General features: G+C 71.4%; 22 protein-coding genes and 1 pseudogene. 9 read left to right on the forward strand and 14 right to left on the reverse strand.

Annotated features, from left to right (window positions below):
• Window positions 1-45 precede the first annotated feature (45 nt).
• Window positions 46-1,602 (reverse strand): phytoene desaturase family protein, encoded by a 1,557-nt coding sequence (locus VSH64_RS28480; RefSeq protein WP_326565793.1) that lies wholly within the window; start codon window positions 1,600-1,602, stop codon window positions 46-48.
• A gap of 143 nt (window positions 1,603-1,745) precedes the next feature.
• Between VSH64_RS28480 and VSH64_RS28485 the strand changes: the two genes are divergently transcribed.
• Together VSH64_RS28485 and VSH64_RS28490 are read left to right on the forward strand one after the other, a co-directional pair.
• Complete coding sequence (locus tag VSH64_RS28485) at window positions 1,746-3,182, forward strand: aldehyde dehydrogenase family protein (RefSeq protein WP_326565794.1); 1,437 nt, start codon at window positions 1,746-1,748, stop codon at window positions 3,180-3,182.
• A 124-nt stretch (window positions 3,183-3,306) separates the two neighbouring features.
• Window positions 3,307-3,933, forward strand: a complete 627-nt coding sequence (locus VSH64_RS28490) for a helix-turn-helix domain-containing protein (RefSeq protein ID WP_326565795.1) — start codon at window positions 3,307-3,309, stop codon at window positions 3,931-3,933.
• Here VSH64_RS28490 and VSH64_RS28495 read toward each other — a convergent pair.
• From VSH64_RS28495 to VSH64_RS28520, 6 genes are all read right to left on the reverse strand, one after another.
• Entirely contained in the window at window positions 3,930-5,189 is a 1,260-nt protein-coding gene (locus VSH64_RS28495) for an FAD-binding oxidoreductase (RefSeq protein ID WP_326565796.1), read from the reverse strand. The two genes, VSH64_RS28490 and VSH64_RS28495, sit on opposite strands and share 4 nt — an antisense overlap.
• Before the next feature lie 867 nt (window positions 5,190-6,056).
• On the reverse strand, window positions 6,057-6,665 hold the full coding sequence (locus tag VSH64_RS28500; protein WP_326565797.1) for a DUF4232 domain-containing protein: 609 nt from the start codon (window positions 6,663-6,665) through the stop codon (window positions 6,057-6,059).
• A 104-nt stretch (window positions 6,666-6,769) separates the two neighbouring features.
• The gene (locus VSH64_RS28505) at window positions 6,770-7,330 is read right to left on the reverse strand and encodes a TetR/AcrR family transcriptional regulator (RefSeq protein ID WP_326565798.1); all 561 of its coding nucleotides are present in this window, start codon (window positions 7,328-7,330) and stop codon (window positions 6,770-6,772) included.
• On the reverse strand, window positions 7,327-8,823 hold the full coding sequence (locus tag VSH64_RS28510; protein WP_326565799.1) for an MFS transporter: 1,497 nt from the start codon (window positions 8,821-8,823) through the stop codon (window positions 7,327-7,329). Before VSH64_RS28510 ends, VSH64_RS28505 begins: the two co-directional genes overlap by 4 nt.
• A gap of 365 nt (window positions 8,824-9,188) precedes the next feature.
• On the reverse strand, window positions 9,189-10,145 hold the full coding sequence (locus VSH64_RS28515; protein ID WP_326565800.1) for a hypothetical protein: 957 nt from the start codon (window positions 10,143-10,145) through the stop codon (window positions 9,189-9,191).
• Between the two features lie 88 nt (window positions 10,146-10,233).
• The gene (locus VSH64_RS28520; protein ID WP_326565801.1) at window positions 10,234-10,743 is read right to left on the reverse strand and encodes an isochorismatase family protein; all 510 of its coding nucleotides are present in this window, start codon (window positions 10,741-10,743) and stop codon (window positions 10,234-10,236) included.
• 577 nt (window positions 10,744-11,320) lie between these two features.
• Here VSH64_RS28520 and VSH64_RS28525 point away from each other — a divergent pair.
• The gene (locus VSH64_RS28525) at window positions 11,321-12,793 is read left to right on the forward strand and encodes an alpha/beta fold hydrolase (protein WP_326565802.1); all 1,473 of its coding nucleotides are present in this window, start codon (window positions 11,321-11,323) and stop codon (window positions 12,791-12,793) included.
• A 119-nt stretch (window positions 12,794-12,912) separates the two neighbouring features.
• On the opposite strand, the gene VSH64_RS28530 is transcribed toward VSH64_RS28525, so the two are convergent.
• Window positions 12,913-13,455: a hypothetical protein gene (locus VSH64_RS28530; RefSeq protein ID WP_326565803.1), complete on the reverse strand. Its 543-nt coding sequence runs from the start codon at window positions 13,453-13,455 to the stop codon at window positions 12,913-12,915.
• Window positions 13,456-13,557: 102 nt separating this feature from the next.
• The gene (locus VSH64_RS28535; RefSeq protein ID WP_326565804.1) at window positions 13,558-14,370 is read right to left on the reverse strand and encodes a hypothetical protein; all 813 of its coding nucleotides are present in this window, start codon (window positions 14,368-14,370) and stop codon (window positions 13,558-13,560) included.
• 306 nt (window positions 14,371-14,676) lie between these two features.
• Here VSH64_RS28535 and VSH64_RS28540 point away from each other — a divergent pair, with 306 nt between their 5' ends.
• A complete protein-coding gene (locus VSH64_RS28540) occupies window positions 14,677-15,168 on the forward strand; it encodes a MarR family winged helix-turn-helix transcriptional regulator (protein ID WP_326565806.1) in 492 nt (163 codons plus the stop codon).
• Entirely contained in the window at window positions 15,165-16,418 is a 1,254-nt protein-coding gene (locus tag VSH64_RS28545; protein ID WP_326565807.1) for an MFS transporter, read from the forward strand. Before VSH64_RS28540 ends, VSH64_RS28545 begins: the two co-directional genes overlap by 4 nt.
• Here VSH64_RS28545 and VSH64_RS28550 read toward each other — a convergent pair.
• Window positions 16,369-17,427: a glycoside hydrolase family 3 N-terminal domain-containing protein gene (locus VSH64_RS28550; RefSeq protein WP_326565808.1), complete on the reverse strand. Its 1,059-nt coding sequence runs from the start codon at window positions 17,425-17,427 to the stop codon at window positions 16,369-16,371. The genes VSH64_RS28545 and VSH64_RS28550 overlap by 50 nt on opposite strands.
• A gap of 123 nt (window positions 17,428-17,550) precedes the next feature.
• Here VSH64_RS28550 and VSH64_RS28555 point away from each other — a divergent pair, with 123 nt between their 5' ends.
• The 3 genes and pseudogenes from VSH64_RS28555 to VSH64_RS28565 all read left to right on the forward strand — a co-directional run bounded on the left by VSH64_RS28555 (window position 17,551) and on the right by VSH64_RS28565 (window position 19,481).
• Window positions 17,551-18,147, forward strand: coding sequence for a TIGR03086 family metal-binding protein (locus VSH64_RS28555; RefSeq protein ID WP_326565809.1), 597 nt, complete (start codon window positions 17,551-17,553; stop codon window positions 18,145-18,147).
• Window positions 18,148-18,273: 126 nt separating this feature from the next.
• Window positions 18,274-19,146 (forward strand): annotated as a pseudogene (locus VSH64_RS28560) (IS5 family transposase).
• The gene (locus VSH64_RS28565) at window positions 19,137-19,481 is read left to right on the forward strand and encodes a hypothetical protein (RefSeq protein WP_326565810.1); all 345 of its coding nucleotides are present in this window, start codon (window positions 19,137-19,139) and stop codon (window positions 19,479-19,481) included. The pseudogene VSH64_RS28560 and the gene VSH64_RS28565 overlap by 10 nt, the downstream one beginning before the upstream one ends.
• A 303-nt stretch (window positions 19,482-19,784) precedes the next feature.
• On the opposite strand, the gene VSH64_RS28570 is transcribed toward VSH64_RS28565, so the two are convergent.
• Window positions 19,785-20,090, reverse strand: a complete 306-nt coding sequence (locus tag VSH64_RS28570; protein ID WP_326565811.1) for a hypothetical protein — start codon at window positions 20,088-20,090, stop codon at window positions 19,785-19,787.
• Here VSH64_RS28570 and VSH64_RS28575 point away from each other — a divergent pair.
• Entirely contained in the window at window positions 20,059-21,423 is a 1,365-nt protein-coding gene (locus VSH64_RS28575; protein ID WP_326565812.1) for a class I adenylate-forming enzyme family protein, read from the forward strand. The two genes, VSH64_RS28570 and VSH64_RS28575, sit on opposite strands and share 32 nt — an antisense overlap.
• A gap of 77 nt (window positions 21,424-21,500) precedes the next feature.
• Here VSH64_RS28575 and VSH64_RS28580 read toward each other — a convergent pair whose 3' ends face one another.
• The 3 genes from VSH64_RS28580 to VSH64_RS28590 all read right to left on the reverse strand — a co-directional run bounded on the left by VSH64_RS28580 (window position 21,501) and on the right by VSH64_RS28590 (window position 24,407).
• Window positions 21,501-22,940 carry a hypothetical protein gene (locus tag VSH64_RS28580; RefSeq protein ID WP_326565813.1) on the reverse strand — a complete coding sequence of 480 codons (1,440 nt, stop codon included), beginning with the start codon at window positions 22,938-22,940 and terminating at the stop codon, window positions 21,501-21,503.
• A gap of 211 nt (window positions 22,941-23,151) precedes the next feature.
• On the reverse strand, window positions 23,152-23,862 hold the full coding sequence (locus VSH64_RS28585) for an anti-sigma factor family protein (protein ID WP_326565814.1): 711 nt from the start codon (window positions 23,860-23,862) through the stop codon (window positions 23,152-23,154).
• Complete coding sequence (locus tag VSH64_RS28590) at window positions 23,862-24,407, reverse strand: sigma-70 family RNA polymerase sigma factor (protein WP_326565815.1); 546 nt, start codon at window positions 24,405-24,407, stop codon at window positions 23,862-23,864. Before VSH64_RS28590 ends, VSH64_RS28585 begins: the two co-directional genes overlap by 1 nt.
• Window positions 24,408-24,465 lie beyond the last annotated feature (58 nt).

The following is a 24,465-nucleotide window of genomic DNA, read 5'->3' on the forward strand; positions in this document are numbered from 1 at the left end:
GCCTTCGTGCTGCCCGTGGTCGCTTCGCGCCGGATCTGGTGCGGCTCAGCCGAGCAGACGGCGGGCGATGGCGCGGCCCGAGGCGCCCGTGACGCCGGAGCCGGGCCACGACGCGGCGCCGATCAGGTACAGGTCGTCGACGGTGGTGGCGTAGCCGCCGCGGTGGGCGGGGATCGGGCGTTGTGTGAAGGCTTGCGCGAGGCCGTTGTGGCCGGCCGCGTGGTCGCCCGGGCCGGTGCTCGGGTTGGCGCGGGCGAGGTCGGCCGGGCTCAGCACGTGGCGGGCGAGCACCAGTTCGTCCAGGCCCTTCACGTGCAACGCCGCCTCGGCGAGCACGCGGTCGGCGAAGTGCTGCGCGACCGAGGGCGTCCATTCGCCGGCGACGTCGATCTGGTCCGCCGCGTCACCGATCGGCGCGAGGGGCACGTCGAGGATCTGCATGCGCACCACGGCCTGGCCGGCGGGCGCGCGTGACGGGTCGACGGCGGTGGGTTCGTGCCACGAGATCGTCGGGTGCTCGGGCAGGTAGCCGGCTTCGGCCTGCTGCGTCGACCGGAGCAGCTCCCCGACGCCGCGGCCGAGGTTGTGGCAGCCGCCCTGGTCGAGCCGGGCGTCGGCGAAGCGCGGGCGGGCCGACAGGGCCAGGTTGAGCTGCAGGCAGCCGCGGCGGAACCGGTAGCGCGCGGCCTGGGCGCGCACGCCCGCGGGCACGTCGGCGTCACGCAGCAGGTGGCCATAAAGCACGTCGGGAGTCGTGCTGGCGATCACCTGGTGCGCACTGAGCACCGAACCGTCGGCCACGCGCACGCCGGTCGCGCGGCCGCCGCTGGTGAGCACGGCGTCCACCCGGGCGCGGGTGCGGATCTCGCCACCGTGCTCACGCACGAGCGCCGCCAAGGCGTCGGCGAGCTTGCCGCTGCCGCCCACCGGTTGCGGGTTTCCGGCGGGCAGCACCACCGGCAGCAACGCCGCCCACAGCGCTCCGAACGAATCCTGCGGGCCGATGCCGAAGTGCGGCAGCCAGGGCAGCATCGCCATGCGCAGCTGCTCGCTGCGGAAGCGTTCGGTGATCAGCTCGTGCGCGTTGCCCGCGAGCAGCGCGCCGAACGGCAGCGCGGTGTCGGTGTCGCGGCGCAGCAGGCCGAGCAGGTGCGCGGCCTCGGGCGTCGTGAGGTCCGTGCCGAGCAGGGTGAACAGCGGCTCCAGGTGCGGCGCGACGTCGCCGACCAGGCCATTCCACGCCGCCTGCTCCCCCAGCCGCCCGAGCTCGACACCGAGCACCTCCGGGTCGGTGGCGATCACGGCCGCCGAGCCGTCCGGCAGCGACGAACCCGTGCTCACGCCACCGGACACGTACCGCAGGCCATGGCGCGCGAGGTCCGCGCCGAGCTCGGCGAACGCCGGCCCGCCGGCGAAGCTCGGGTGCACGGCGGAGTACGTGTCGTGCAGGAACCCCGGCAGCGTCAGCTCCTCGCTGCGCACCAGCCCGCCCGGCCGGTCGCCCTGCTCCAGCAGGCACACCGCGCGGCCCGCCTTCGCGAGGTAGGCGGCCGCGACCAGCGCGTTGTGGCCGGCGCCCACGAAGATCACGTCGAAGTCCATGAGCGCAGGCTAGGCACCGCGGCGCGGGCCGCGCAGTGCCGAGTCCGCTGAGTGGACGATTCCGAAGTGGACACTCGGCCTGGACAGCGTTATCCACTTTTCGTAAACTCGATTCATATAGATAAACGTCGGAAGGTGGACTCATGGCTGAGGCGCGGCACTTCATCGACGGCCGGCGCACCGCCGGCGGGCCCGTGCGCGAATCGCTGAACCCGGCGACAGGCGCGGTGCTCGGCACGTTCGCCGACGGCGGCGCGGCCGAAGCCGACGCGGCGCTGACCGCGGCGACCCGCGCGTTCGCCTCCGGCTGGGCCCACGACCGCGAGCTGCGCGCCCGGGTGCTGTTCGAGATCGCCGACGAGCTGGAGCGCCGGCGCGACGAGGTCGTGCTCGCGCTGGCGCGGGAAAACGGCAAGGTGCTCGGCGAGGCGGCGTTCGAGGTGGGCCTCGCGATCCCGAAGCTGCGCTACTACGCCGGCCTCGCGCTGTCCGACCTCGGCGGCGCGGCCGAGACCCGGCCGGGCCTGTACTCGTTCTCGCTGCGCCAGCCGATCGGCGTCGCGGCGGTGATCGTGCCGTGGAACTCGCCGGTGGTGCTCGCCATCCGCTCGTTCGCACCGGCGCTCGCCGCGGGCTGCACCGTGGCCATGAAGCTGCCCGGCCAGACCGGTGTGCTCAACGGCCTGCTGCTGGACATCATCGCGGCCGCGCCGAGCCTGCCCTCAGGTGTGCTCAACGCGTTCACCGAATCCGGCAACGAAGGCGCGCCGCTGCTGGTGACCGATCCGCGCGCCGGCGTGATCAGCTACACCGGCAGCACGGCGGTCGGCAAGGCGATCATGCGCCAGGCTGCCGACCGGCTCGTGCCGGTTTCCCTGGAACTCGGCGGGAAATCGCCGATGGTGGTGTTCGACGACGCCGACCTCGAGGCCGCGGTGCCGGTGCTCACCCGGGGGATCACCACGTTCGCCGGGCAGTTCTGCATGGCGGGCAGCCGGATTCTCGTGCAGCGCGGGGTCGCGGACGAGCTGCGTGAGCGGCTGGCGAAGTCGCTCACCGCCGTGCGCGTCGGGCCCGGTGACGACCCGGCGAGCGACGTCGGCCCGATGATCGACCACTCCGCCGTCGAGCGGGTCGGTCACCTCGTCGAAGCCGCGCTCGAGTACGCCACGCCGATCGTGCGCGGCGGGGCGCCCGAAGACCCGGAGCTGGCGGGTGGCGCGTACTTCCGCCCGGCGCTGCTGGAGGTCGACCGCCCCGACGTTCCCCTGGTACAGCAGGAAACCTTCGGCCCGGTCGCCACGTTCGAGGTGTTCGACGACGAGGACCACGCCGTGACGCTGGCCAACGCCACGGACTACGGGCTGGCGGCGAGCGTGTGGAGCCGCGACGTGGACCGGCCGCTGCGGGTCGCCCGACGGATCGACGCCGGCACGGTGTGGACCAACACGTGGGGTGTGGTCAACGACAGCTTCGAAGAGGGCGGGTTCAAGCACAGCGGCGTCGGGCGGCTCAACGGCCGCCGCGCGCTGGAGGAGTTCCAGGAGATCAAGCACCTCGTGCACGCCCCCGGCCGGTGACGCGCGCGTGCCCGATCGGCCACGCGCCGAGGGCCGCCGGGCCTCCGACCAGCGACGACAGGTCCTGGGGAGGCCGTTCGGTGCGGTACCGTCCGGAGATCAACTCAGCTCAAGGGACCACACGATGGCAGCTTCTCCGCGCCCGGGCCGCGGTGTGCTCGAAGCGGCCTTCGCCGTGCTCGACGAGGTGCGCGCGCAGGCCCCCGCCCGGCTCGTCGACCTCGCCGAGGCCACGGGCATCCCGCGCGCGACCGTGTACCGGCTGCTCACGCAGCTGATCGACGTCGGCGCGGTCCGCCGCACCGGCACGCGCTACCGGCTCGGCGGCAGCGTGCTCGGCTTCGCGGCGGGCTCACGCCTGGAGCGCCGGCTGCGCGCCGCGGCGGGCCGGCCCGTGGCCGAGCTGGCCACGCGCACCGGCGCCGGGGTGTCGCTCACCCTGGAAGTGAGTGGCAGCGCGGTGTTCGTGGTGCTGATCGACGCGCGCGAGCCGCTGGGTGTGTTCGCCGAGCCCGGCAGTCCCGTGCTCGAAGGCACCGCGATCGCCCGCGCCCACGAGAACCACCACCGCCTGCACGTCGACGCCGGCCGGCACACCGCGGGCCTCACCTGCGTGTCGGTGCCGTTCGCCTTGCCGGGCAACGCGTTCGCCACGATGACCACCATCGCCCACGGCTCCCGGCCGTCGCCGGGCCTGCTCACCGCGACCCAGGCGGCCGCCGCCCGCGTGGCCGAACTGGTGGCGCTCTAGCGCGGCACGATGGTGTGGTTGACGCGGAACAGGTTGTGCGGGTCGTAGCGGCGTTTGAGCCCGGCGAGCCGCTCGTAGCGGGCCGGACCGTAGGCGGCGCGGACCTCGTCGGGGGTCGTGCTGTCGGTGAGCAGGTTGGCGTTCAGCTCCTCCGTTGACCACGGCGCGAGCGACTTGGTGAGGTCGGCCGGCTGCGCACGACTTCGGCCGGACCCGGTGACCACCCACGGCGCACCACGGCCCGCGACGGCGTTCGGCACCGCGGGTTCGTCCGCCAGTGCCCCACCGAGCGCGCGCAGCTCCACCACGTCCAGCTCGGCGGCCAGCACCGCTTCCGCGGCTTCGGCTGGGAAGGTGCGCAACGCGGTGGAGCGCTCGACCCAGCCGTCCGGTGCCGGCGGGTCCAGGTGCAGCTGGTGGCTGTTCCGGTACGGCGTCTCGGCGATGGTGTCGCGTTCCGCCGGCGCCACGGCCCGCAGCGGGGCCAGCACGGCTTCGGGATTCGGCCCGGTGGACGCGAACCGCACGTGGACAAGGGTTTCCGGCCTGCGACGGATGGCCAGGGAGGTCGACATCTCCCGGGGCAACGCCGGCGCCCACTCGCGCCACGCGTGCAGCACGGCCGCGGCGTGCTCGCCCTTGATGTACAACCCGCCGCCGTAGAAAGACTTCACGGGGAACAGCGCGAACTCGATCGCCGTGACCACCCCGAAGTTGCCCTTTCCACCGCGCAGCGCCCAGAACAGCTCGTGGCCGGCGGTCACTTCGTGCACGACGCCGTCCGCCGTCACGAGTTGCAGCGCGCGCACATGATCGGCGGCGTACCCGTGCACACGGCCGAGGATCGGACTGTGCCCACCACCCAGGTGGTACCCGATCACGCCCACCGTCGCCGACGACGCGCTCAGCGCCGCGAGCCCACATTCACCGGCCCTCTCGGCAACCTCGCCCCACCGTGCACTTCCCCTCACCCGTGCGATCCCGGCCACCGGCTCGACATCCACCTCGGCCAGCCGCGACAGGTTGATCAGCACCGCGCCCCGCCCACTGCTCGCGACCTGGTGCCCACCACCGAGCACCGCGATCGGCAACGCCCGCTCGGCCGCGAACCGCACCACCTCCTGCACATCCGCCACCGTCGCCGCCCCGACAGCCACCGCCGGCCGCAACGGCGTGCGCGGGTTGGCCGTCTCGCACTCGGCCTCGAACCCCGCCGCACCCGGCAGCACTACAGGCCCGGCCAACCGCCTCGCCAACCCCGCAACCTCCGCGGGACTCAAGGCCTCCGACGCCACCGTCCGGTGAGGGCACATCCGCATCACCTTTCGCGCTCAACCTCCCCGCGCTCTAGCGTCGACGGCTCCCGCGGACCTGCCCCGACTTGCGACGCAGGTCACGGCTTGGCGGGGACGATGGGGCAGCTCACTGGGCCGGGCCATCCCGTCCGAGGGTCGGGGTGGCCTGGAAGTTGGCGGGGACGATGGGGCGGCGCATGGGCCGAGCCATCCTGTCGGGGTGAGGAAGTTGGCGGTGCCCGGGTTCTGCTTGGGCGTGGCGGCGGTTGGTGAGCTGGACCGGCACGTCGGCGGGCCGCTGGGCTCAGGGTAGCTGGGCTCCACTCGCCGCGGCTCCGCATCAGAATGCGACGAGCGCACCGTCGGCGCCGGCGGTGGCCGGGTCTCACGGGCGCGGCGCCCTGCTGCACAACCGGTCCGGCACGGCACCGGTTTCGGCGCCCCACCCCGCTCTCCTCGCCCGACACACAGCTTCAGAACCGGATCACCAACGTCAGGATCAGCGCTGGTCAGAAGCCTGCGGCGCTTCCCCTCCTGCCTGATCTCCACCCGATGGGGTGGGGATAACTGCCCGCTTTTGCCGTGACCCACCCGAAATTGTCGGGGGTGGCCGATAGACTGGACAAGGGCCGTTCCCCCTGAGGAGGGCGGGGGTTTGTCTCCACCCTCCCGGCTGCCTGAGCAAAGGTCGGGAAGCCGGGCGAGGGAGCAGGCGGGCAGAACGAGAGCCCACCACGCGAAGCCTCGGGTCGGTTATCGGGCTCAGGTGGTGGGCGCCGTCAAGTCCGGGGTCGCGCCCCGGAGAAATAGTCCACAAAGGACCGAAGGCTAGAAGACGAGGACACCCTGCGTGCTCGGCTGCAGGGTGCCGACCTTGACCGAGGTGAGGTCGAGTTCGGGGTAGGCGACCTTCTTGCCGTCGGTGCCGATCACGTCGACGACGGTGGAGGTCGTGGCGTGGGGTGGGGTGAGTTCGAGGGTGGTGGACACGAAGGTGTCGGTGCTGCCCTTGTCGCCGGTTTCCCACTTCACGCCGGCGAAGGCGTTGGTGCCGGGGCGCAGGGTGATCGACGGGCCGGCGCCGGGGATGTCGACGTTCTGCGTCGGGACCTTGAGGGGCGAGTTGTCCGCGGCGAGGAAGCGCAGAGTCGGCCAGCCTTGGATCGTCACGGGGGTCTTGCCGGTGTTCTCGAGGGCCAGCAGGCCGAGGCCCTGGTCCTGGATGGTGAGCTCGGCGTGGAACGAAGTCTTGGCCGCGTTGTCGTTCTGCCGCACGACCGACGCGGGTTTGTCGGCGTTGGTCGGCTGCGCGGTCGCCGCAGACGGTGACTGTGGCGGTGCGGCCGCGGCCTGCGGTGCCGGGGCGCTCGAGCACGCCGTGAGCGCGAACAGCACCGCGATGCCCGCGGCACCCTGGACGATCGTGTTGACCCGCATCTGAAACTCCCCTCGTGGGCGGCTCCCACGCCGCCCGATCACTACCCAGGACGCCTGGCCCTCGAAACAGGTTCCGGTGTGCGGGGGCAATTTCCGTGCCTGGTTCACTCCATAGAGGACACCAGCTGGGTGACGAGGGCCGTGAGCGCGTCCGCGTCGAGGGCCGCGAGTTCGGGGAAGGCGCCCGACGTGCGCCCGGTCAGCACACCCGCGAACGCCGCCGTGATCAGCTCGGCGCGCGCCTGCGGTCGGTCGACGCCCTCGTCGGCGAGCCGGCGCGCCAGCGGTGTGACCAGGCGGCGGTGCAGCTCTTCGCGGGAGAAGGTCGTGGCCTGCTCGTCGGCGTGCGGCTGCAGCGCGACCTGGTACAGCGGTCCCGGCCCCTGCCGCACGGCGCGCCCCACGAGCCAGCTCAGGCGCTCGGCGTCTTTGAGGTCCGCCGGCTCCTTGTCGCCCATCTCGTCCTGCAGCACGGCTACGTACAGCTGCGCCTTGCCGCCGAAGTACCGCGCGATCATCGCCGGGTCCACGCCCGCGCGCTCGCCGATGTCGCGAATCGTGGCCTGCGAGTAGCCGCGCTCGGCGAACAGCTCCGCCGCGGCGGCCAGCAGCGCCGCCCGCGAACGGCCGGCATCACGACGGCGTGGGCTCGGCTGATCCGTCATTCCCGCGCTCCCTCGGTCCGTTTCCCCGGCAGCAGCATGCCGAACACCGCGGCGAGCACCCACACCGCCACCCCGGCGAACGCCGCGACGGTGTAGCCGAGCGCGCTGGGGAAGTGCTGGCCGCCGGGCGTGTGCGCCACGAGGATGGCGGCGCTCAGCGCGCTGCCGGTGGAGTAGCCGACGTACCGCAGCACCTGGTTGAAGCTCATCGCGCTGCCGGTCTCGTGTGCGGGCGTACCGCGCGTGATCATGCCCGGCAGCACAGCGAACACCGTGCCGACGGCCAGCCCCGTGGCCGCCATCACGAGCGTGAGCACCACATAGTCGTGGCGCACGAAGCCGAACACGCCCACGCTCAGCAGCCCCACCACCGACACCGCCGGGATCAGCGCGCGACCCCAGCCCCGCTGGATCACCGGCTGCGCGATCCGGCCGGCAAGCAGGCTCCCGATCGAGAACGGCAGCAGCACCAGCCCCGCCGCCACCACGGATCCGCCGAGCCCACCCGCGCCCGACGGCGTCTGCACGAACTGCACCATCAGCGACGTCAGCAGGTACATCCCCATGCCGGACAACAACGCCGCGACGTCGGCCGCGAGCACCCCCGGCAGCCGCAACAACCGCAGGTCCACGAGCGGGTGATCGCTGCGCCCCTCGTGCCACACCCACACCACCAGCGCGGCCACGGCGACCACGACCGTGCCGATCGACGCCCCCGAAACCCAGCCCCACTCCTCACCCTTGCTGATCCACAACAGCAACGCCCCGAGCCCCAGGCCCAACAGCACCGCCCCCGGCACGTCCAGCCGCTTGGCCCGCTTCACGGCGGCCCGCGGCAACACCCGGACCGCCGCCACCAGCGCGGCCGCCGCCACCACGGCGCCGAACCAGTACGCCGCCGGCAACCCGCCCAGCTCCGTGACCAGCCCGGTCAACGGATACCCGAGCCCGACCCCGGCGACCGTGGTGATGGACAGGATCGCCATCGTCGGCCTCGCCCGCGCGGGCGCGAGCGCCTCTCTCGCCGTGACGATCGTCAGCGGCGTCAACCCCAGACCCGCGCCCTGCAAACCCCGCCCCACCAGCAAGGCCCCGAACCCGAACGGCAACGCCGCCAGCACACACCCCAACACCACCAACCCCAGGCCGGCCAGCACCACGCCCCGCCGCGCCGGCCCGTCACCCAGCCGCCCCATCACGGGCGTCACCATCGCGCCGACCACCAACGTCACCGTCAACGACCACTGCGCATCCCCCAGCGACACCCGATGCATCGCCGCCACCGCCGGAATCAGCGGCGCCCCGAGACTGCTGACGACCGCGACGACGAAACCGAGGAAGACCAGGGTGGGCACCAGGCCGCGCGTCGACTGGTCGGCTTGGCTTCGGTCGTGGGTTTCGCTCGGCACGCCGGGTTTGGCCTCGCGGCCGCCTACGGTCGCGAGGTCCCATGCCGGCACCTCGCCCGCACCGGCCTGACCTCCCGCAGGCATGCTGCGCCCGGCGCCCGCTCCCCCGTCCCGCGTAGTTCGCACGACGACGCCGCTACGGTCCGCCTCGGCCCTGCGGCCCGACTCCTCGGCTTCGGTCGAGGCGGTCCCCTCCGGAGTGCCGTTCAAGACCGCCGCAGATTCTGGCCCAGCGCCGGTTCCGAGATCACCCCGGCTCATGGCGCGCCCTTCACCGAACCGATGGCCCGCTGACGAATCCGCCCGGGCGCCGGTTCGCCGCGCAGCATGCCGACCGGCGCGCCCAACCTGCCCAGGTCCGCCGGCGCCACGCTCAGCACCGCGCGGCGCACAACCGGGCCCCACGCACTCTGGCGATTCACCTCGCCCGGCCGCCCTGTGCTGCCCACTCACCGCAGCCCCCCAACGCGCACACCGAACACCCGCACTAGCGGCAGCCGCTCTGACACGAGCAGACCGGCCACCCGCGCACCGAAGCTCCGCCGCAGCAAACCGACCCCCACTAGCAGGCCCGTAACCCGCGCACCGAAGGTGCGCCGCATCGACAGCCTGCCCACCGTCAGCGGGCATGCAGCACCGACACCGAGAATCCGCCGCAGCAAACCGACCCCCACCAGCAGGCCCGTAACACGCGCGCCGAAGGTGCGCCGCATCGACAGCCTGCCCACCGTCAGCGGGCGTGCAGCACCGACGCCGAGGATCCGCGGCGGCAATCCGACCGCCATCAGCGGCCCCCCAACGCGCACACCGAAGCTCCGCCCCGGCCTGCCCGCCGCCGGAAGGCCCGCTGGGCCCACACCGAACATCCGCGGTAGCGGCAACCCTTCTGACACCAGCAGACCGGCCACGCTGAAGATCCGCCGCAGTAAACCGACCGCCACCAGCCGATCCGTAACGCGTGTACGGAAGGTCTGCCACATCGACTGCCTGTCCGCTGTCAGCGGGCTCCCAGTGCCCAGACCGAGGACCCGCCGCGGCAAACCGCCCGCCACCGGCGGACCCGCAACGCGTGCACCGAACATCCACTGCGGCGGCGGCCCGTCCGCGGCCGTCTGCGGGCCTGCAGCATCGACACCGAGGATCCGCGGCAGCAAACCCTCCGCCACCGGCGGACCCGCTGCGCGCGCACCGAACATCCGGTGCGGCAGCGGCCCATCCGCCGACTGCAGGCCGACAGCCCCACGAAGCCGAGCGTCCGCCGGTGCTCGGTGCGCGCCGAGCCGGCGCCAGCCCGGCGTTGCCGCGCCGACACCCGCGCGCGGCTCGCGCGCGGGCCGCACGCGGACCGGTGGCCCGAACTCCACGGGCCACCCGCGCGCACCGTTCATTTCACCCACGCCGGACATCGCGTCGCACCTCGGTCATCGGTTGATGTCATCGCTTGATGACTAACCATACGCCGTGGTGGGGCGGTTTGAGGAGAGGGGACTCCGGTCAGCCGAAGTGGACCACCTCGCTCGGGGCCAGCGAGGCGCCCGCGGAGGCGAGTTCGGCGGCGACGGCGGCGGAGGCCTCCGCGGCGGGGACGGAGCCGTCGTAGGTGGCGTGGGCGTCGGTGACCAAGGTGACGGCGTGGCCGCGCCGGAGGGCTTCCAGGGTGGTGGCGCGGACGCAGAAGTCGCTCTGCAGCCCGGCGACGACGAGGGGCGCGCCGGGTGGGAGGAGGGTGGACAGAGGGGTGTCGGCGAAGGAGTCGGGAGTGGATTTGTCGACCACGGGCTCGCCTGGGAGCACGTCGTGGATCAGCTCCCAGCCCGGGGTGCCGGGCACGTCGGGGTCGTCGTCGGTGCCGTTGTTGCGCACGTGGATCACGGAGGCGCCGGCCGCTCGCGCGCGAGCGAGCACGGCAGCGATCGCCGGGGCGACGGTTGCCGCGGCGGGCACCGGTTCGGGGGGCAGGAGCATGTTGTGCTGAACGTCGATCAGCAGCAGTACGGGGACCATGTGAGGAGCATGCCAGCGACCACCGACAAAAACCGCACCACCGAAACCGGCTCCCGGAAACCCGCCCCGCCAAGCCCTTCAAACCCCACTCCGCCAACAAGAAAACGCACACACAGCAGCTGAACCCCATCACAAACCGCACAGCACAAAGGAAAACCACTCGACGAGCGAATCGCCCACCAAACGCCGTCCGCTCCCGCCCGCCCGGCCCCAGACCCGCCACGCGCACCAGCCACACCCCAGACCGACACCAAGCTCACGCCCGCCCAGCCCCAAACCCGCCACACACACCAGCCACACCCCAGACCGACACCAAGCTCACGCCCGCCCAGCCCCAAACCCGCCACACACACCAGCCACATTCGAGACCGCAATCAGAGACCAAGACCCGAGACCCGACACCCCCACCAGAGACCAGACCCAAGACCCGAGCCCCCAGACCCAAGACCCGAGCCCCCAGATCCGAGACCAACACCAGCGACCAACCCCGACACCACCCTCCACATCAGCCGATCGGCCGGGTTTCCGACCCATTCGCCCGAGGCACCCCACCACCCCCGCCCCGATGATGATCACCATGAAGAAGCTCGTCCCCCTGCTGGCCGTCGCCGTAGCGCTGCCCGCGCTCGTCGCGGCCACGCCCGCGCACGCCGCGCTCGCCTGGACCCCGTGCCGCACCCTGATCAAGGAATGGGACCAGACCGACGCCCGCACGGAATGCACGAAGGTCTCCGTGCCGCTCGACTACGCCCACCCCGACGGCCGCCACCTCGACCTGATGGTGAGCCGGCTCAAGGCGACACAACCGGAAAAGCGCCAGGGCACGATCGTGGTGAACCCCGGCGGCCCGGGCAATTCCGGGCTCGACATGCCCCTCACCCTGAGCCACACCACCGTGGCGGGCCTGGGCACCGACCACGACGTGGTGGGCTTCGACCCGCGCGGCGTCGGCTTCAGCGGTGGCAAGGAGTGCGACCTCGCCCCCGAGGACGGGCCGAACCCCGACCCGGCCGCGCCCCCCGCCGAGCAGTACCGGCAGGGTTACGAGCAGACGGCGAAGCAGAACGCCCGCTGCACCGCTTACGACCCGGCGTTCATCGCGAGCCTCTCCACCGACGTCGTCGCGCGTGACCTCGACCAGATCCGCGTCGCGTTGGGCGAGAAGAAGATCAGCTTCTACGGCGTTTCCTGGGGCACCGCGCTCGGCGCCGTGTACCGCAGCCACTTCGACCAGCACGTGGACCGCATGCTGCTCGACTCCGTGATGCCGCCCGATTTCAGCGTCCGCACCATGAACGACGGCCCCATCGCCGCCGCCGAAACCAACTTCGACGCCTTCGCCGCCTGGCTCGCCGCGCACGACAGCCAGTACCACCTCGGCACGGACGCGGCGGAGATCCGCACGCACGTGACGGAGGAAGCCGCCGACCTCGACACCCACCCCCGCCAGGTCACCGCCGGCGGCAAGCCGGTGACCTTCCGCGGCGGCAACCTCCGCACGGTCCTCACCTACCAGCAGTCCCACTGGCCCGCGATGGCCGACACTCTCACCGCCCTGCGCGACGGCACCGACCCGCCGCTGGTCGGCAACGAACCCGAGTTCACCGGGTTCGGCCTCGAGGACAGCAAGTTCGCCGGCCTGCTCATGCAGGTTTCCGTGCTGTGCAACGACCAGGGCGCCGACCCGAGCGAGCCCGCGATGTGGCGCGAGGAGCAGCAGCGGCAAGCGGCGTCGCCCCTGTTCCACGGCCTGGCCGGCTACCAGCACTGGTGCGCGGGCTGGCCGCTGCCGAAGCAGCCGTGGCAGCTGAAGCACGGCACGAGCGCGCTGCAGCTGGTGGGGCACCGCACGGAAACGACCACTCCGCTGGTCTGGGCGCAGGACATGCAGCGCACGATCGGCGGCTCGCTCCTCACCGTCGACAACGGCGCCCACGGCTCACTCGACGTCGTGGCGTGCGGCTCGAAAGCGGTGGAGTTCTTCAGCACCGGCCGGACCGCGACGGGCAGCTGCGGCGGTGCGCCGGTGCCACCGTCCACATCGGACTGACGCGTGGCAGGGCCGGGCCCGGCGGTCGCCCGCGGGGCCCGGCCCGCGCCCGCCGCCGCAGAGGTGGGGGAGGGACCACAGCGGCGGGCTACTCCTTACGTACCCGAGCCCGCAGCCGATCAATCATCCGGGTGACGGCGATCTTCGGCAGGATCGGCTCGGCGGGAGCGCGGTCCCCGACCCCGTCCGGACGGATCGGGAACCGCCGGGCGGGACCGGGGGATCGGGGGACCCGGCCAGGCCGGGTCGGTGTTGATCTTGCCGGGACGCAGCCGGCGGCGCCCCGGCGGGGTCGGGCGCGGCGGAGCGGCGGCGGGCCAGGTGGCGTGGCCGCCCTCGCGGACACGCGGTTGCGGCAGCGGGAACGGCTGCGTCGGCGTCGAATCAGCGCCGGCGAGGCGCTCCACGACGGCGTTGGACACCGGGCGCTGCCGGGCGACCGGATAGCGCGCCAGCGGATCGGCGGCGCGGCGCGGATCCGCGCGGTGGCGCGCACCCCGACCGGTCGTCACGCGCACCGGTTCAGGAGACAGCAGCCGCCGCGCCGACGGGGGCGCAGCCGGTTGCGCGGTGCCACGCGGCCGGGCCGAGCGGCGGAGATACACCATGGCGAGCACCACGAACACCGCGGCGACCGTGGCGAGGGGCCACCAGGCGTGCATGCGAGCTGCTCCCGTCGTGAAGGGTTTCGCAGCAAGACTGCCCGTTCCTCCGGGCGGCAAGCGGAGGACCACACGCGTGGGTGTCACCCGGATCGGGAACGCTCACTCATACACGACATACGCGGGCTTCGGCGTGAGCGCGAGGACCTCGGACGGGGTCATCAGCGCGGCGCCGTGGCGGGTGTCCTCCTCGTAGAAGAGCTTGAAGCCCGCCAGCACGTGCGCGGGCTTCGCGGCCATGAGCGTGCGCCAGGTGGCCTTCTTCGCTCCTGCGCTGCCGATGCCGTCCACAACCTTCACGATCGACACGCCCGGGTGCGCCTTCAACGCGTCCTCGTCGCGCACGATCGAAGCCGCGACCTGGTGGTAGGCCATGATCTTTTCGGGCAGCCGCCGGTCGGCCGCGAGCTGCGCGAGGTACGCCGCCACGCTGTCGAGCTCCGCACCCGTGGTGCGCCCGAACTTCTCCCCCGGCACCACGCCCGGCTCCACGGCCCACTCCGGATCGAGCGCGACGCCGACGTCCGGCTCCGCCAGCCACCGCTCGTAGGCCCGCACCTCCGGCAGGAAATCCGCGCGGCCGGGCTGGATGTTGAGCAGCAGCACGCCCTTGAGCGCCCGCGCTTCGGCGAGGTAGCCGGCGATCGTGGTGTCGGACGCACGGGAGCGGTACAGACCGTCGGGGCCCGGGGTGCGGTGGGCGGCCGTCGCGATGAGCTCGACGACCGGCGTCACCGCCTGCCGGTACGCCCCGGCCTGCCGCACGAGCTCACGCCCCGCCGCCGCGAGATCACCGGTCATCTTGCCGAGGGCTTGGGCGCGGGGCGCACCGCAGAAGCCGACGAGCAGAGTGGCGGCCAGGGCGTTCGGCGGAATCGGCGGCGGGGTCGGCTTCGACGTGCTGCTCGAAGGCACCGGCGCGGACACCGGCGCCCTGACCGGCAACGACTGCGACACCCGGCCACACGCACTCACCGCCACCCCGGCCAACGCTGCCGTGAATACCGCTCGACGGGTGAACCTCGGCTCGAATCGCATGCACCCTCCCAGCCCGGCGGCGACAAGATTTCCCTTGCCAGCACAGGAAAAGTACCCCCGTGATCAACCGCCGAACCGACCTCAGCACACCAGTTTTCCCTTACCCCATAACGATTCGACCAGCGAAGTTCCCGATCAGTGAAACATAACAGCGCTTATATAAGTCCTGTTACACTCTCCCCCATGCCGGTTCCCGACCCCACCGAACAGAGTCTCTGGCGCCCGATGCGGCTGCTCCAGCACGCGATGGACGACGACATCGGCCGCCTCTACACCGAGCGCGGCATCGACGGCCTCAAGCCGAGTTTCGTCATGGAGCTCCTGCGCCTGCACGCCCGCGGGCCGATGACCATCACCGAACTGGCGGCGTCGGTGGAGCGCACGCATTCGGCGTTGAGCCAGAAGGTGGCCGCCATGCGCAAGGCCGGCCTGGTCACCACCACCGCGGGCGACGACGCGCGCAGCAAGAAGGTGGTGCTCACGCCGAAGGCCGAGGAGATCGTCGGCCGGCTCGCCGCGGAGTGGCGCGCCACGGAGGCGGCACTGGTCGACCTCGAGGCCGAGATCCCGTACGCGCTGAGCAAGGTGGTCGTCGACGTCGAGAAAGCCCTGCGGCGCAAGAGCTTCCACGACCGCATCGCCGAGAAGCTCGAGGCCGACCCGGACTGGCGATGAGGGCGCCGCTGCTCGATGTGACGCCGCTGCGCAGCTCGCCGCGGTTCCGGCGGCTGTGGATCGGGCGCACGTGCTCGGTGCTCGGCGCGCAGCTCACGCTCGTCGCCGTGCTGTTCCAGGTCTGGGAACGCACCGGCAGCACGATCTGGACCGGCGCCGTCGGGCTCGCGCAGGCGCTGCCGATCGTGGCGTTCGGCCTGTTCGCCGGCACGCTCGTGGACCGCGTCGACCGGCGGCGGTTCTACCTCGTGATGACGGTGGCGCAGGCCGCGTGCTCGCTGCTGCTCGTGGCGCAGAGCGTGGTGCCGGGCTTTCCGGTCGGCGGCGTGCTGGCGATCCTCGCGGTGCAGTCGTGTTTCGTGGCGGGCAGCGGGCCGGCGTCGCGCACGTTCATCCCGCGGCTGCTGCCCCGCGAGCAGCTCGCCGCGGGGCTCGCGCTCAACCGGATTTCGTTCCAGGGCTGCGTTCTGGTCGGGCCCGCGCTCGGCGGGCTGCTCATCGGCTGGACCGGCGTCACCGGCTGCTACGCGGTGGACGCCGTCACGTTCGGCTGCGCGTTCTACGGCGCGTTCGGCCTGCCGGCCCTGCACCCCGACGGCTCCGCCCGGCCCGGCCTGCGCGGCATCTCCGACGGGCTCGCGTTCCTCATCCGCAACCCCGTCGTCCGCGGCGCACTGCTCACCGACCTCGCCGCCATGGTCCTGTCGATGCCGATGAGCCTGTTCCCGCTCCTCAACGCCGACCGCTTCGGCGGCAACCCGCGCACGCTCGGGTTGTTCCTCACCGCCATCGCCGTCGGGGGCGTAGCGGCTTCGGCGTTCTCCGGCGTCTTCACGCGCCTGCCCCGGCCGGGCCTGGTGATGCTCGCCGGCTCGGCGACATGGGGCCTCGCGCTGACGCTGTTCGGCCTCACCACCGCCCCGTGGCTCGGCCTCGGTTTCCTCGCCCTGGCGGGCGCGGCCGACACGGTGTCGGTGGTTTCGCGGAGCACGGTGGTTCAGCTGCACACGCCCGACGAGCTGCTCGGACGGGTCGCCGCAGCCGAGCAGATCGTCGGTCAGGCCGGCCCGGACCTCGGCAACCTGCGCGCCGGGTTGGTGGCTGCGCCGACATCCGCGTTGGTCTCACTCGTGAGCGGTGGCCTGTTGTGCGTCGCTGCGGTGGCGGCCGTCGGGCTCTCGACGCCGACCCTGCGCTCGCTTACGACAAGCCCTTCCGCAGGGCCGAAATCCGATCGACCGCCGCACTGAAGCCCGGCAACGAACCACTCGCCTTCGCAAGAGCGTCGGCCGCCGCGTCGCCCTGGGCGACGTCGCGGCCCGAGGCGAGGATCAGGTCGACGCCGGCCTTCGCGGCGAGCACCGCGCGGTTGCCGGTGTCGCCGTAGTCCTGCAGGGCGCCGGCTTCAAGGGCGTCGGTGATCGTGACGCCGCAGAACCCGTCACGCTGGCGCAGCTCCTGCACGACGGCCGGCGACAGGCCCGCGGGCCGGCTCGCGTCGAGTGCCGGATAAACCGCCCACGACAGCATCACGAGCTTCGCGGCCGTGCCCGCGTACGGCGCTTCGTCCTTCGCACGCAGCTCGGGAAGCGGCACATTCAACGTCACCGGCGCGACGTCGGTGTTGCTCCCCGCCGGCGCCGCCCCCAGCCCAGGAAAGTGCTTCGCTGTGGACGCGACGCCCGTGGCCTGCTCCGCGGCGACGAAGTCGCGCCCCAGCGTGCCGGCCGTGGTGGCGTCACTCGAATACGAGCGGCCGTACTCGTCGATGAAGTTGCCGGCCTGCCGGTAGACGTCGAGCACCGGCGAGAGGTTCACGTTCATCCCGACGCCCGCGAGGTTCTTGCCCGCCCCCGCGCCGGCCGCCTTCGCCGCCGCCTCCGGGTCGGCCGACTGCCCGACCTGCTTCTCCGACAGCGTCGGCTCCCCCGGCAGCCGCCGGACCTTGCCGCCTTCCTGGTCGGTCATCAGCAGCAACGGCTCGCGAACCGGGCTCTGCGCCGCCGCGTCGCGCAACTGCTTCACCACGCCCGCGATCTGGCTGCTCGAGGAAATGTTCTCCCCGAAGAAGATCACGCCCCCGGCCTCGCCCGCGCGAATCCGCTGCAGCAAGGTGTCCGGCGGTGTGAGCCCGGCGTACGAATAGATCACCCGCTGGCCCGCCAGCTGCCTCGGCGTGAGCTGCTTGGCGGCCGGCGCCGCCGATATCGTCGCCACGGCCACCGCAACAGCGGCCACGACCTGCACGACCCGCTTCATGGCACTCCCTCCAGTGCGCACACGGTAACGCCTGCGGGTGACGGGCGGAAACTTTCCGACCGAAGCGTGCGCGATGTCCGAAATCTGCCGGTGCTGGGGCGTGGTGCAGGGTTGACTCGATGGATGATCTCCCGTTTTCTCCGCGCCGGTGCTGAGTTCGAACGACGGTTGCGGCTGGTCACCGCCGACCGGTGGTCCGGGCCGACTCCTTGCGATGAGTGGACCGTGCGCCAGCTGGTCAACCACGTCACTCGCGGGAACCTCAACTACATCGCTTTGCTGCACGGCGCTTCCGCGGCCGAGTTCCTCGCTCTCCGCGACGCCGATGCCCTCGGCGCGGACCCTCTGGCGGCGTTTGGTGCTTCACTCGCGGAAACCGCTGCGGCGTTCAGCGCGCCTGGCGCTCTGGACCTCCTGCTCGACTACCCCCTTGGCCCGGTGCGGGGCGCGCAGGCGCTGGCCGTGCGGACAACCGACACGGTGGTCCATACGTGGGACCTCGCGCGCGCTCTCGGCACCGACGAAACCCTCGACGCCGGCCTGGTCTCGTGGACCCTTTCGAACCTCGACACGATCTATGCGGGGCTCGCGGAAACTCCGGTGTCGGCTGAGACGACGCATCGGTTTTTCGCGGAGCCGCTGGGTGAAGTGGGGTCTTCGTCGCAGGAGTTGTTGTTGTATCGGATGGGGCGTCGGGGTGTTGTCCACAGGGAGGCTTAGTTGTGGATAACTCGGGCCTTTTCGGGCTCGGGCCCGAATTTTGTCGGGGGTGGGCGATAGACTGGACAAGGGCACGCCCCCCTAGGGCCTGTTTGGAAGTTGATCTCGGTTTGAAACGATCTCTGTGTGGGTCGTGGCGATATGACCGATGAGCAGTGGGCGAGGCTGGAAGCGGTGCTGGCTCAGGGCAACGGGCTCGGGCGGCCACCCAAGCACTCGAAACGGCAGCTCATCGACGGGATCCGGTTTCGGGTGCGTACCGGTATCCAGTGGCGTGACCTGTCAGCTCGGTACGGCCCCTGGCAACGGTGTACGGACTGTTCCGGCGTTGGCAGCGAGACGGAACAGGGAAGCAGATCCTGGCCCGGCTGCAGGCTCTGGCCGACGCGGGCGGGTTGATCACCTGGGACGTCAGCGTGGACTCCACGGTGATGCGCGCGCACCAGCATGCGGCTGGCGCGCGGAAAAGGGGGATCTCCAGCGGGAATCGCGGGGTGGAGTCGACATCGAGCCGGCCGATCACGGGATCGGCCGGTCACGCCGTGGGTGGACCACGAAGCTGCACCTGGCCACCGAACAGGGACAAAGCCGTTGTCGCTGGTGGTCACAGGTGGGCAACGAGGCGACTCGCCGCACTTCCAGCAGGTACTGGACCGGATCAGTGTGCTGCGATTCGGTCCGGGCAGGCCGGGGACCCGCCCGGATCGTGTGTTGGCCGACAAGGCCTACGGCTCCCGCGCAAACCGCGCTTACCTGCGTCGGCGCGGGATTCGATGCACGATCCCGGAGAAGGCCGACCAGATCCGCAACCGCAAGAACCAGGGTCGGCTCGGTGGTCGTCGTCGTGTGTTCGACCAGGAGATCTACAAGCAACGCCACGCGGTGGAGTGCGGCATCAACCGGCTCGAACGAAACCGGGCCGTGGCCACCCGCTACGAAAAACTCGCCGTTCGCTACGAAGCCACGGTCACCGTCGCCGCGATCAATGAGTGGCTCTGACCAGCACCCCCATCGGCATGCGATCCGCCGACTACTACATCGCCGACACCGAGAACGGCGACCACATCGACGACCCCTCCGAAGACGCCCTCTTCATGCTCATCGCCGACCTCACCCGCACCGACAACACCTTCCTTACGGTCACCGCCGACATGAACGCGGGCTGGTACGCCTCCGTGTCGCTGCTCGACGACGGCACCTACGAGGTCGAACTCCACCACCCTGACCAGCGGGAAAACACACGAACCACCAACACCGACCGCAATCAGATCGCCAGCGACCTCACCACCTGGCTGGCCAGCAGGTTCCCCTCCACGCCAACCAGCCCAACCTGACCGAAAGGACTTCCGAAACAGGCCCTAGGGAGGGCGGGGGTTTGTGGTGATCTCCCCGGGGGTGGCCGCTGGCTTGGCGCCGAAGGTGGAAGATCCCGTCGCGGCCGGGGTGGATTTCCCGTTCACGGGGCTGGAAGCCGGGTCAGTTCCGCAAGCTGCTGCGCCTGGTCGCGGAGCAGGGCGGGAACGAAGCCGTCCGGCAAATCTCCTGACCCGGCACCACAGCCTGTTCGCGCAGTGACGGCGGATTCGTGAGCCAGCCCGTTCACGTGGTGCCGATTGGCCGGGAGCACGGGCCGGGCGTCACGCTGCTCGACGGCCGCCCGCCTCACGCCACCGCACGGCGCGAACCTCGCCGTCGGAACCGACTTGGGTGACTGCCGTCGACACCCACGATGACCTCGGCCGGTCTTCCGTGACGCTGCCGAAACGAACCGCATTCATGGACAACCGTATGGCCGGCAGGATCAGCACTGCCCGGCGATCATCGATCGCAGCAGCACTGACACCGACCTGGTCCAGTGCCGCCGAAGCATCGGCGCGGCCCACCCGACCGCCACCGGCTACCGTGCGCCAGGTGAGCTTCTTCCTGACCCGCGTCAAAACCATGCTCCACCAGGGTGGCGACGCCGTGCTCTTCCACCACGAAGGCCGCGCGACCACGTATCGGGCGGCCGGTGAGATCGTCGACCGGATCTACACGGGACTAGCCTCCACCACCGGCGTCGTCGCGATCGATTCGGGTAATCGGCCCGAGGTGGTGCTCACGCAGGTCGCGGCGCAGGCCCGAGGGCTCGAGGTGCTGCTGGTGGCGGCGTCGGCGAGCAAGCCGGCCAGGGAAGCCGCCTTGGCGCGGACCGGGGCCACCTTGCTCGACCTCGACGAGCTCACCACCAGCGAACCGTCCACTCCGGACCCCGAGGACCTTCCGGACCAGGTCACCGCCCTCTTTCCCACCGGCGGCACCACCGGAACCCCGAAGCTGATCCGGCACCGCGGCATCTACGACGGCATGGCCCACATCTTCACCCCCGACGGCACCCAGACCACCCTCGTCACCGCCCCGCTCACGCACATGACCGGCAACGCCGCCGCGCTCGGTGCGCTCCTCAGTGGCAACAAAGTGGTGCTCCGCAAGCACTTCGACGCCGAGGAGCTGCTCGCCGACATCGAAACCCACCGGGTCACCAGTCTCTCCCTCACCCCGCCGAGGCTCGCCGCGGTGCTGGACAGTCCGAAGCTCCGGGACACCGACCTCGCCAGCGTCCAGAAGCTCTCCCTCGGCGCCGCGCCGCTGTCGCCAAGGCGGCTGGCGCAGGCGCTCGAGGTGTTCGACGGAAAGGTCGGCCAGGGTTACGGCCTCACCGAGGCGCCGATGATCGCCAGCATCGAAGGCGCGGAGCTCGTCGACGAGCACCGGCTGGGCTCGGTCGGGCGCATCGTGCCGGGGATGGAAGCGCGCATCGACGACGGGGAGGTCCTCGTGCGCGGACTGTCCATGATGGACGGCTACCTCGGCGAGCCACCGATCGGCGACGGTTGGCTGCGCACCGGCGACCTCGGCCACTTCGACGACGAGGGGTACCTCCACCTCCACGACCGCATCGCCGACGTGATCATCACCGGCGACCACGGCACCAAGGTCCCCTCGACCGCCGTCGAGCACACGCTGCTGGCCCACCCGTGCGTCGCCGCCGCCGCGGTGTTCGCGGTGCCGGGGCCGGGCGGCGAAGGGGAACTCGTGCACGCGGTGGTCGTCACCACCGCCGAAACGACAGCGGCGGAACTGCGCGAGCACGTCCACCGACAACTGGGCGGCGCGCACTTCGTCCCGTCCGCAGTGGACTTCGTCGAAGAGCTGCCCCTGACCCCGGTGGGCAAAGTGGACAAACGCAAGCTGGCCGAACCGTTCTGGTCCGGCCACTCGCGGCACATCGCGTGAACCACCGTACAAAAAAGAAGAGCCGGTGTGTGCACCCCCCGTCGGTGCACACGCCGGCTCTTCGGCTTTCAGTTATTTCACTTGTCGCCGAAGCGGATCGAGGCGACCTGCTTGTCGAAGCCGATCGTGCCGAGGTCCTGCACGTTGCCGGTGATCACGGTCGACTGGCCGGTGCAGTTCGGGCCCTTCCACAGCTTCACCGGGCCACCGCTGAGCTGGATCGACCGCACGAGCGCCGGCTGCGGGTTGGCGACACAGCCCGGGCCCGCGATCCCGAAGGAACCCTGCGGCTCGGAGAGGTTGAGGCCGGTGTCGAGGATCGCGCTGCCGTTGCCGAGGGTCACGCCGCCGGGAGGGGCGGTGGTGGTCGACGACGCGGGCGGGGCCGTGGTCGAGGAAGCGGGCGGGGCCGGCTGGCCGCTGGGGGCGGGGGTGCCGCCCTTCGGCAAGACCTTGCCACCGGTCGGCGAGACGGCGAACCAGGTGCCACCGACGCCTTCACCGTTGATGTCGCCCGCCTTCTTGTCGCCGGAGAAGCGGTAGATCGCCCAGCCGCCGATGGTGACCTGGCGGGTGCCGTCGGCGCGGGTCAGGATGCCGATCTTGGCGGCGGGAACACCGTTGACGAAGATGCGCGAGCCCGGCTTCACGAGCACCGGCGGCCACTTCACCGCGCAGTCATCGTTGCAGTTGGACGTCGGCGGCTTCGGGCTGTCCTTGTCGAAGCGGTAGAGCGTCATGCCGGCACCGTCGTGCACGATCGGGTTCAGGCCACCGGCCGAACCGCGGGTGAGCTGCACCCACTTCATCGCGGCGTCGTCGGTGCGCGGGCCCTTGTAGTCGTCGCCCTGGTTCAGGTCCGCGCCGTTTTCCTTGGCGGTACCGGTCTTGTAGTCGACCCCGGTCGTCGGGTCGGTGCCCTCCTGCGAGGCCGTGGCCTTGCCGCCCTCCGGCGTGACGCCGAACCAGGTGCCGCCCACGCCCTGGCCCTTGGCCTGGCCCGGCTGCGTGTCGCCGCTGAACTTGTAGACCGGCCAGTTGCCCACCGTCACCTGCAGCGTGCCGTCGCTGCGCTTGACGAAGCCGACGTCGTTCTTGTCGATACCGTTGAGGAACACCTTGCCGCCCGCCTTGACCGTGACCGGCGGCCAGGTCTTGGCGCAGTCACCGTCGCAGTTGGACTTCGGCGGCTTCGGGGTGTCCTTGTCGAAGCGGTAGAGCAGGAAGCCCTTGCCGTTGAGCACCACCGGGTTCAGGCCGGACGCGGAGCCGGCGTCGAGCTCCACCCACTGCTGGGCGGCGTCGGTGTCGGCCGGGTCGGCGAAGTCGCCGGTGTTCTGCGGCGCGCCGTTCTCCTGCGCGGTGCCGGTCAGGAAGTTGACCGACGAAGCCGGGTCGGTGCCCCCGGCACCGGCCGGGGAGACACTCGGCGTGCCGGCGGTGGCGCCGCACGCCGTCAGCGCCGCCACACCCGTCGCCACGAGGGCGGCGAGCATCGCAACTCGAGTTCGCAACATTTCGGATTTCTCCCTGTCAGAGCCGGCTGCCGGAGTCGGCGAGCCTTCGATGACCGGTACACGGGTGTGGTCCCCGTGAGGGTTCACCGAAGATCAGTGACCCCGGTCACATCGAGCGGCGGGGCGAACTCATTGCCAGTACGGCAAAAAGGCGCTGCCCGTTCCTCCAGTCCACACTGGACGAACGGGCAGCGCCTCTGCGCCGGAAAACCTACAGCGAAGCCGACACGAACTGGTGCCCGTCGGTGTTCTCCACGACCACCGAAGCGACGTTCGCCGGGTCGACGAGCGCCGAACCGCTGAGGTTCACGCCGTCGGTCTCCGCCTTCTTCGACACCAGCCAGTTGCCGGCGATCTCGCGGCTGCCGTCCTTGCCGACCACCACGAGCCGGCACTTCTGCCCCGCCGGGATGCCGGTGACCGACGCGTTGAGCTGGATCCAGCCGACCGCCGGGCTCACGGCCACGTTGAGCCGCGCGCCGGAGGCGGACGCGCCCACCGCGTTGCGGGTTCCCGGTGCCACCGTGGCCGGCGCGGATATCGGCGGCGACGCGACCGCCGTGCCCGCCCCGCCGTCACCGGACTTGCCGACGAGCACACCCGCGCCGAGCGCCGCCGCGGCGACCACCACGGCCGCCGAAGCGGCCAGGATCCGGCCCCGGCCGCGCGCACCCGCCGACTCGCTTCGGATCTGCCGCAAGGTGCGTTGCAGCAGCAGATCCGCGTCGTCCGGTGGCCCGTCGAGCAGCGCCTCGGGCGGCAACGCACCCAGGAACTCCTGCATCTCACGCAATGACTCCACCTCCTCCCGGCACTCCGCGCAGGTCGTCAGGTGCTGCTCGACGTCCCGCTGGTCGGTTGTGCCCGCCTCGCCGGCCACGTAGGCCTCGAGGTCGAACCGGTCGCTGTGCGATGTGTTCATCACGCGGCCCCCACTCCCAGTCGCTGCGACCGGAACTGCTCACGCAACGCGCGCAGCCCGTAGTAAGAGCGCGATTTCACGGTGCCGGGTGGGATGCCCAGCTTCTCGGCCGTCTCGCCCACCGTCCGCCCGTGCAGGTAGACGTGCTCCAGGACTTCGCGGTGCTCGGCGGACAGGTCGTCCAGCGCGGCCAGCACCACCATCGAGTCCACCACCTGGTCGGAGTGGTCGCGCTGCACCGGCACGGTGGTCGGCGATTCCGCCACCTCCGTGGGCCGCGCGGCCCGCGCCCGGATCTTGTCCGTGACCAGGTTCCGCACCACGGTCAGCAGCCAGCCCCGCACCGAGCCCTTGCCGTTGACCAGGCTGTCGGGGTGTCGCCAAGCGCGCACCAGTGCCTCCTGCACGACGTCTTCCGCCGCCGCTCGATCACCGAGCAGCCTCGTGGCGTACGCCAGCATCGCCTTCCCGTGCTCCTCGAACAGCGAGCGCACGAGCGCCTCGTCGGCGACCTGCTGACGATGACGGGTCCTCAACCCGGCCATCCGCTACCACCCTCCCGAGTCCCGCACGGTGCGGGATCTCCTCACCTCCACGAGGGGC

It is taken from the genome of Amycolatopsis rhabdoformis, from assembly GCF_035918295.1.
GTDB lineage: Bacteria > Actinomycetota > Actinomycetes > Mycobacteriales > Pseudonocardiaceae > Amycolatopsis > Amycolatopsis rhabdoformis.

Excerpts from the sequence above, each read along its gene's own strand:
- VSH64_RS28585 (WP_326565814.1), bottom strand. The coding sequence starts at position 23,862 with ATGAACACATCGCACAGCGACCGGTTCGACCTCGAGGCCTACGTGGCC.
- VSH64_RS28540 (WP_326565806.1), top strand. The coding sequence starts at position 14,677 with ATGCCGGTTCCCGACCCCACCGAACAGAGTCTCTGGCGCCCGATGCGG.
- VSH64_RS28580 (WP_326565813.1), bottom strand. The coding sequence starts at position 22,940 with ATGTTGCGAACTCGAGTTGCGATGCTCGCCGCCCTCGTGGCGACGGGT.
- VSH64_RS28480 (WP_326565793.1), bottom strand. The coding sequence starts at position 1,602 with ATGGACTTCGACGTGATCTTCGTGGGCGCCGGCCACAACGCGCTGGTC.
- VSH64_RS28520 (WP_326565801.1), bottom strand. The coding sequence starts at position 10,743 with ATGGTCCCCGTACTGCTGCTGATCGACGTTCAGCACAACATGCTCCTG.
- VSH64_RS28515 (WP_326565800.1), bottom strand. The coding sequence starts at position 10,145 with ATGTCCGGCGTGGGTGAAATGAACGGTGCGCGCGGGTGGCCCGTGGAG.
- VSH64_RS28530 (WP_326565803.1), bottom strand. The coding sequence starts at position 13,455 with ATGCACGCCTGGTGGCCCCTCGCCACGGTCGCCGCGGTGTTCGTGGTG.
- VSH64_RS28525 (WP_326565802.1), top strand. The coding sequence starts at position 11,321 with ATGAAGAAGCTCGTCCCCCTGCTGGCCGTCGCCGTAGCGCTGCCCGCG.
- VSH64_RS28505 (WP_326565798.1), bottom strand. The coding sequence starts at position 7,330 with ATGACGGATCAGCCGAGCCCACGCCGTCGTGATGCCGGCCGTTCGCGG.
- VSH64_RS28555 (WP_326565809.1), top strand. The coding sequence starts at position 17,551 with ATGATCTCCCGTTTTCTCCGCGCCGGTGCTGAGTTCGAACGACGGTTG.
- VSH64_RS28590 (WP_326565815.1), bottom strand. The coding sequence starts at position 24,407 with ATGGCCGGGTTGAGGACCCGTCATCGTCAGCAGGTCGCCGACGAGGCG.
- VSH64_RS28490 (WP_326565795.1), top strand. The coding sequence starts at position 3,307 with ATGGCAGCTTCTCCGCGCCCGGGCCGCGGTGTGCTCGAAGCGGCCTTC.
- VSH64_RS28545 (WP_326565807.1), top strand. The coding sequence starts at position 15,165 with ATGAGGGCGCCGCTGCTCGATGTGACGCCGCTGCGCAGCTCGCCGCGG.
- VSH64_RS28510 (WP_326565799.1), bottom strand. The coding sequence starts at position 8,823 with ATGCCTGCGGGAGGTCAGGCCGGTGCGGGCGAGGTGCCGGCATGGGAC.
- VSH64_RS28570 (WP_326565811.1), bottom strand. The coding sequence starts at position 20,090 with ATGGTTTTGACGCGGGTCAGGAAGAAGCTCACCTGGCGCACGGTAGCC.
- VSH64_RS28550 (WP_326565808.1), bottom strand. The coding sequence starts at position 17,427 with ATGAAGCGGGTCGTGCAGGTCGTGGCCGCTGTTGCGGTGGCCGTGGCG.
- VSH64_RS28485 (WP_326565794.1), top strand. The coding sequence starts at position 1,746 with ATGGCTGAGGCGCGGCACTTCATCGACGGCCGGCGCACCGCCGGCGGG.
- VSH64_RS28500 (WP_326565797.1), bottom strand. The coding sequence starts at position 6,665 with ATGCGGGTCAACACGATCGTCCAGGGTGCCGCGGGCATCGCGGTGCTG.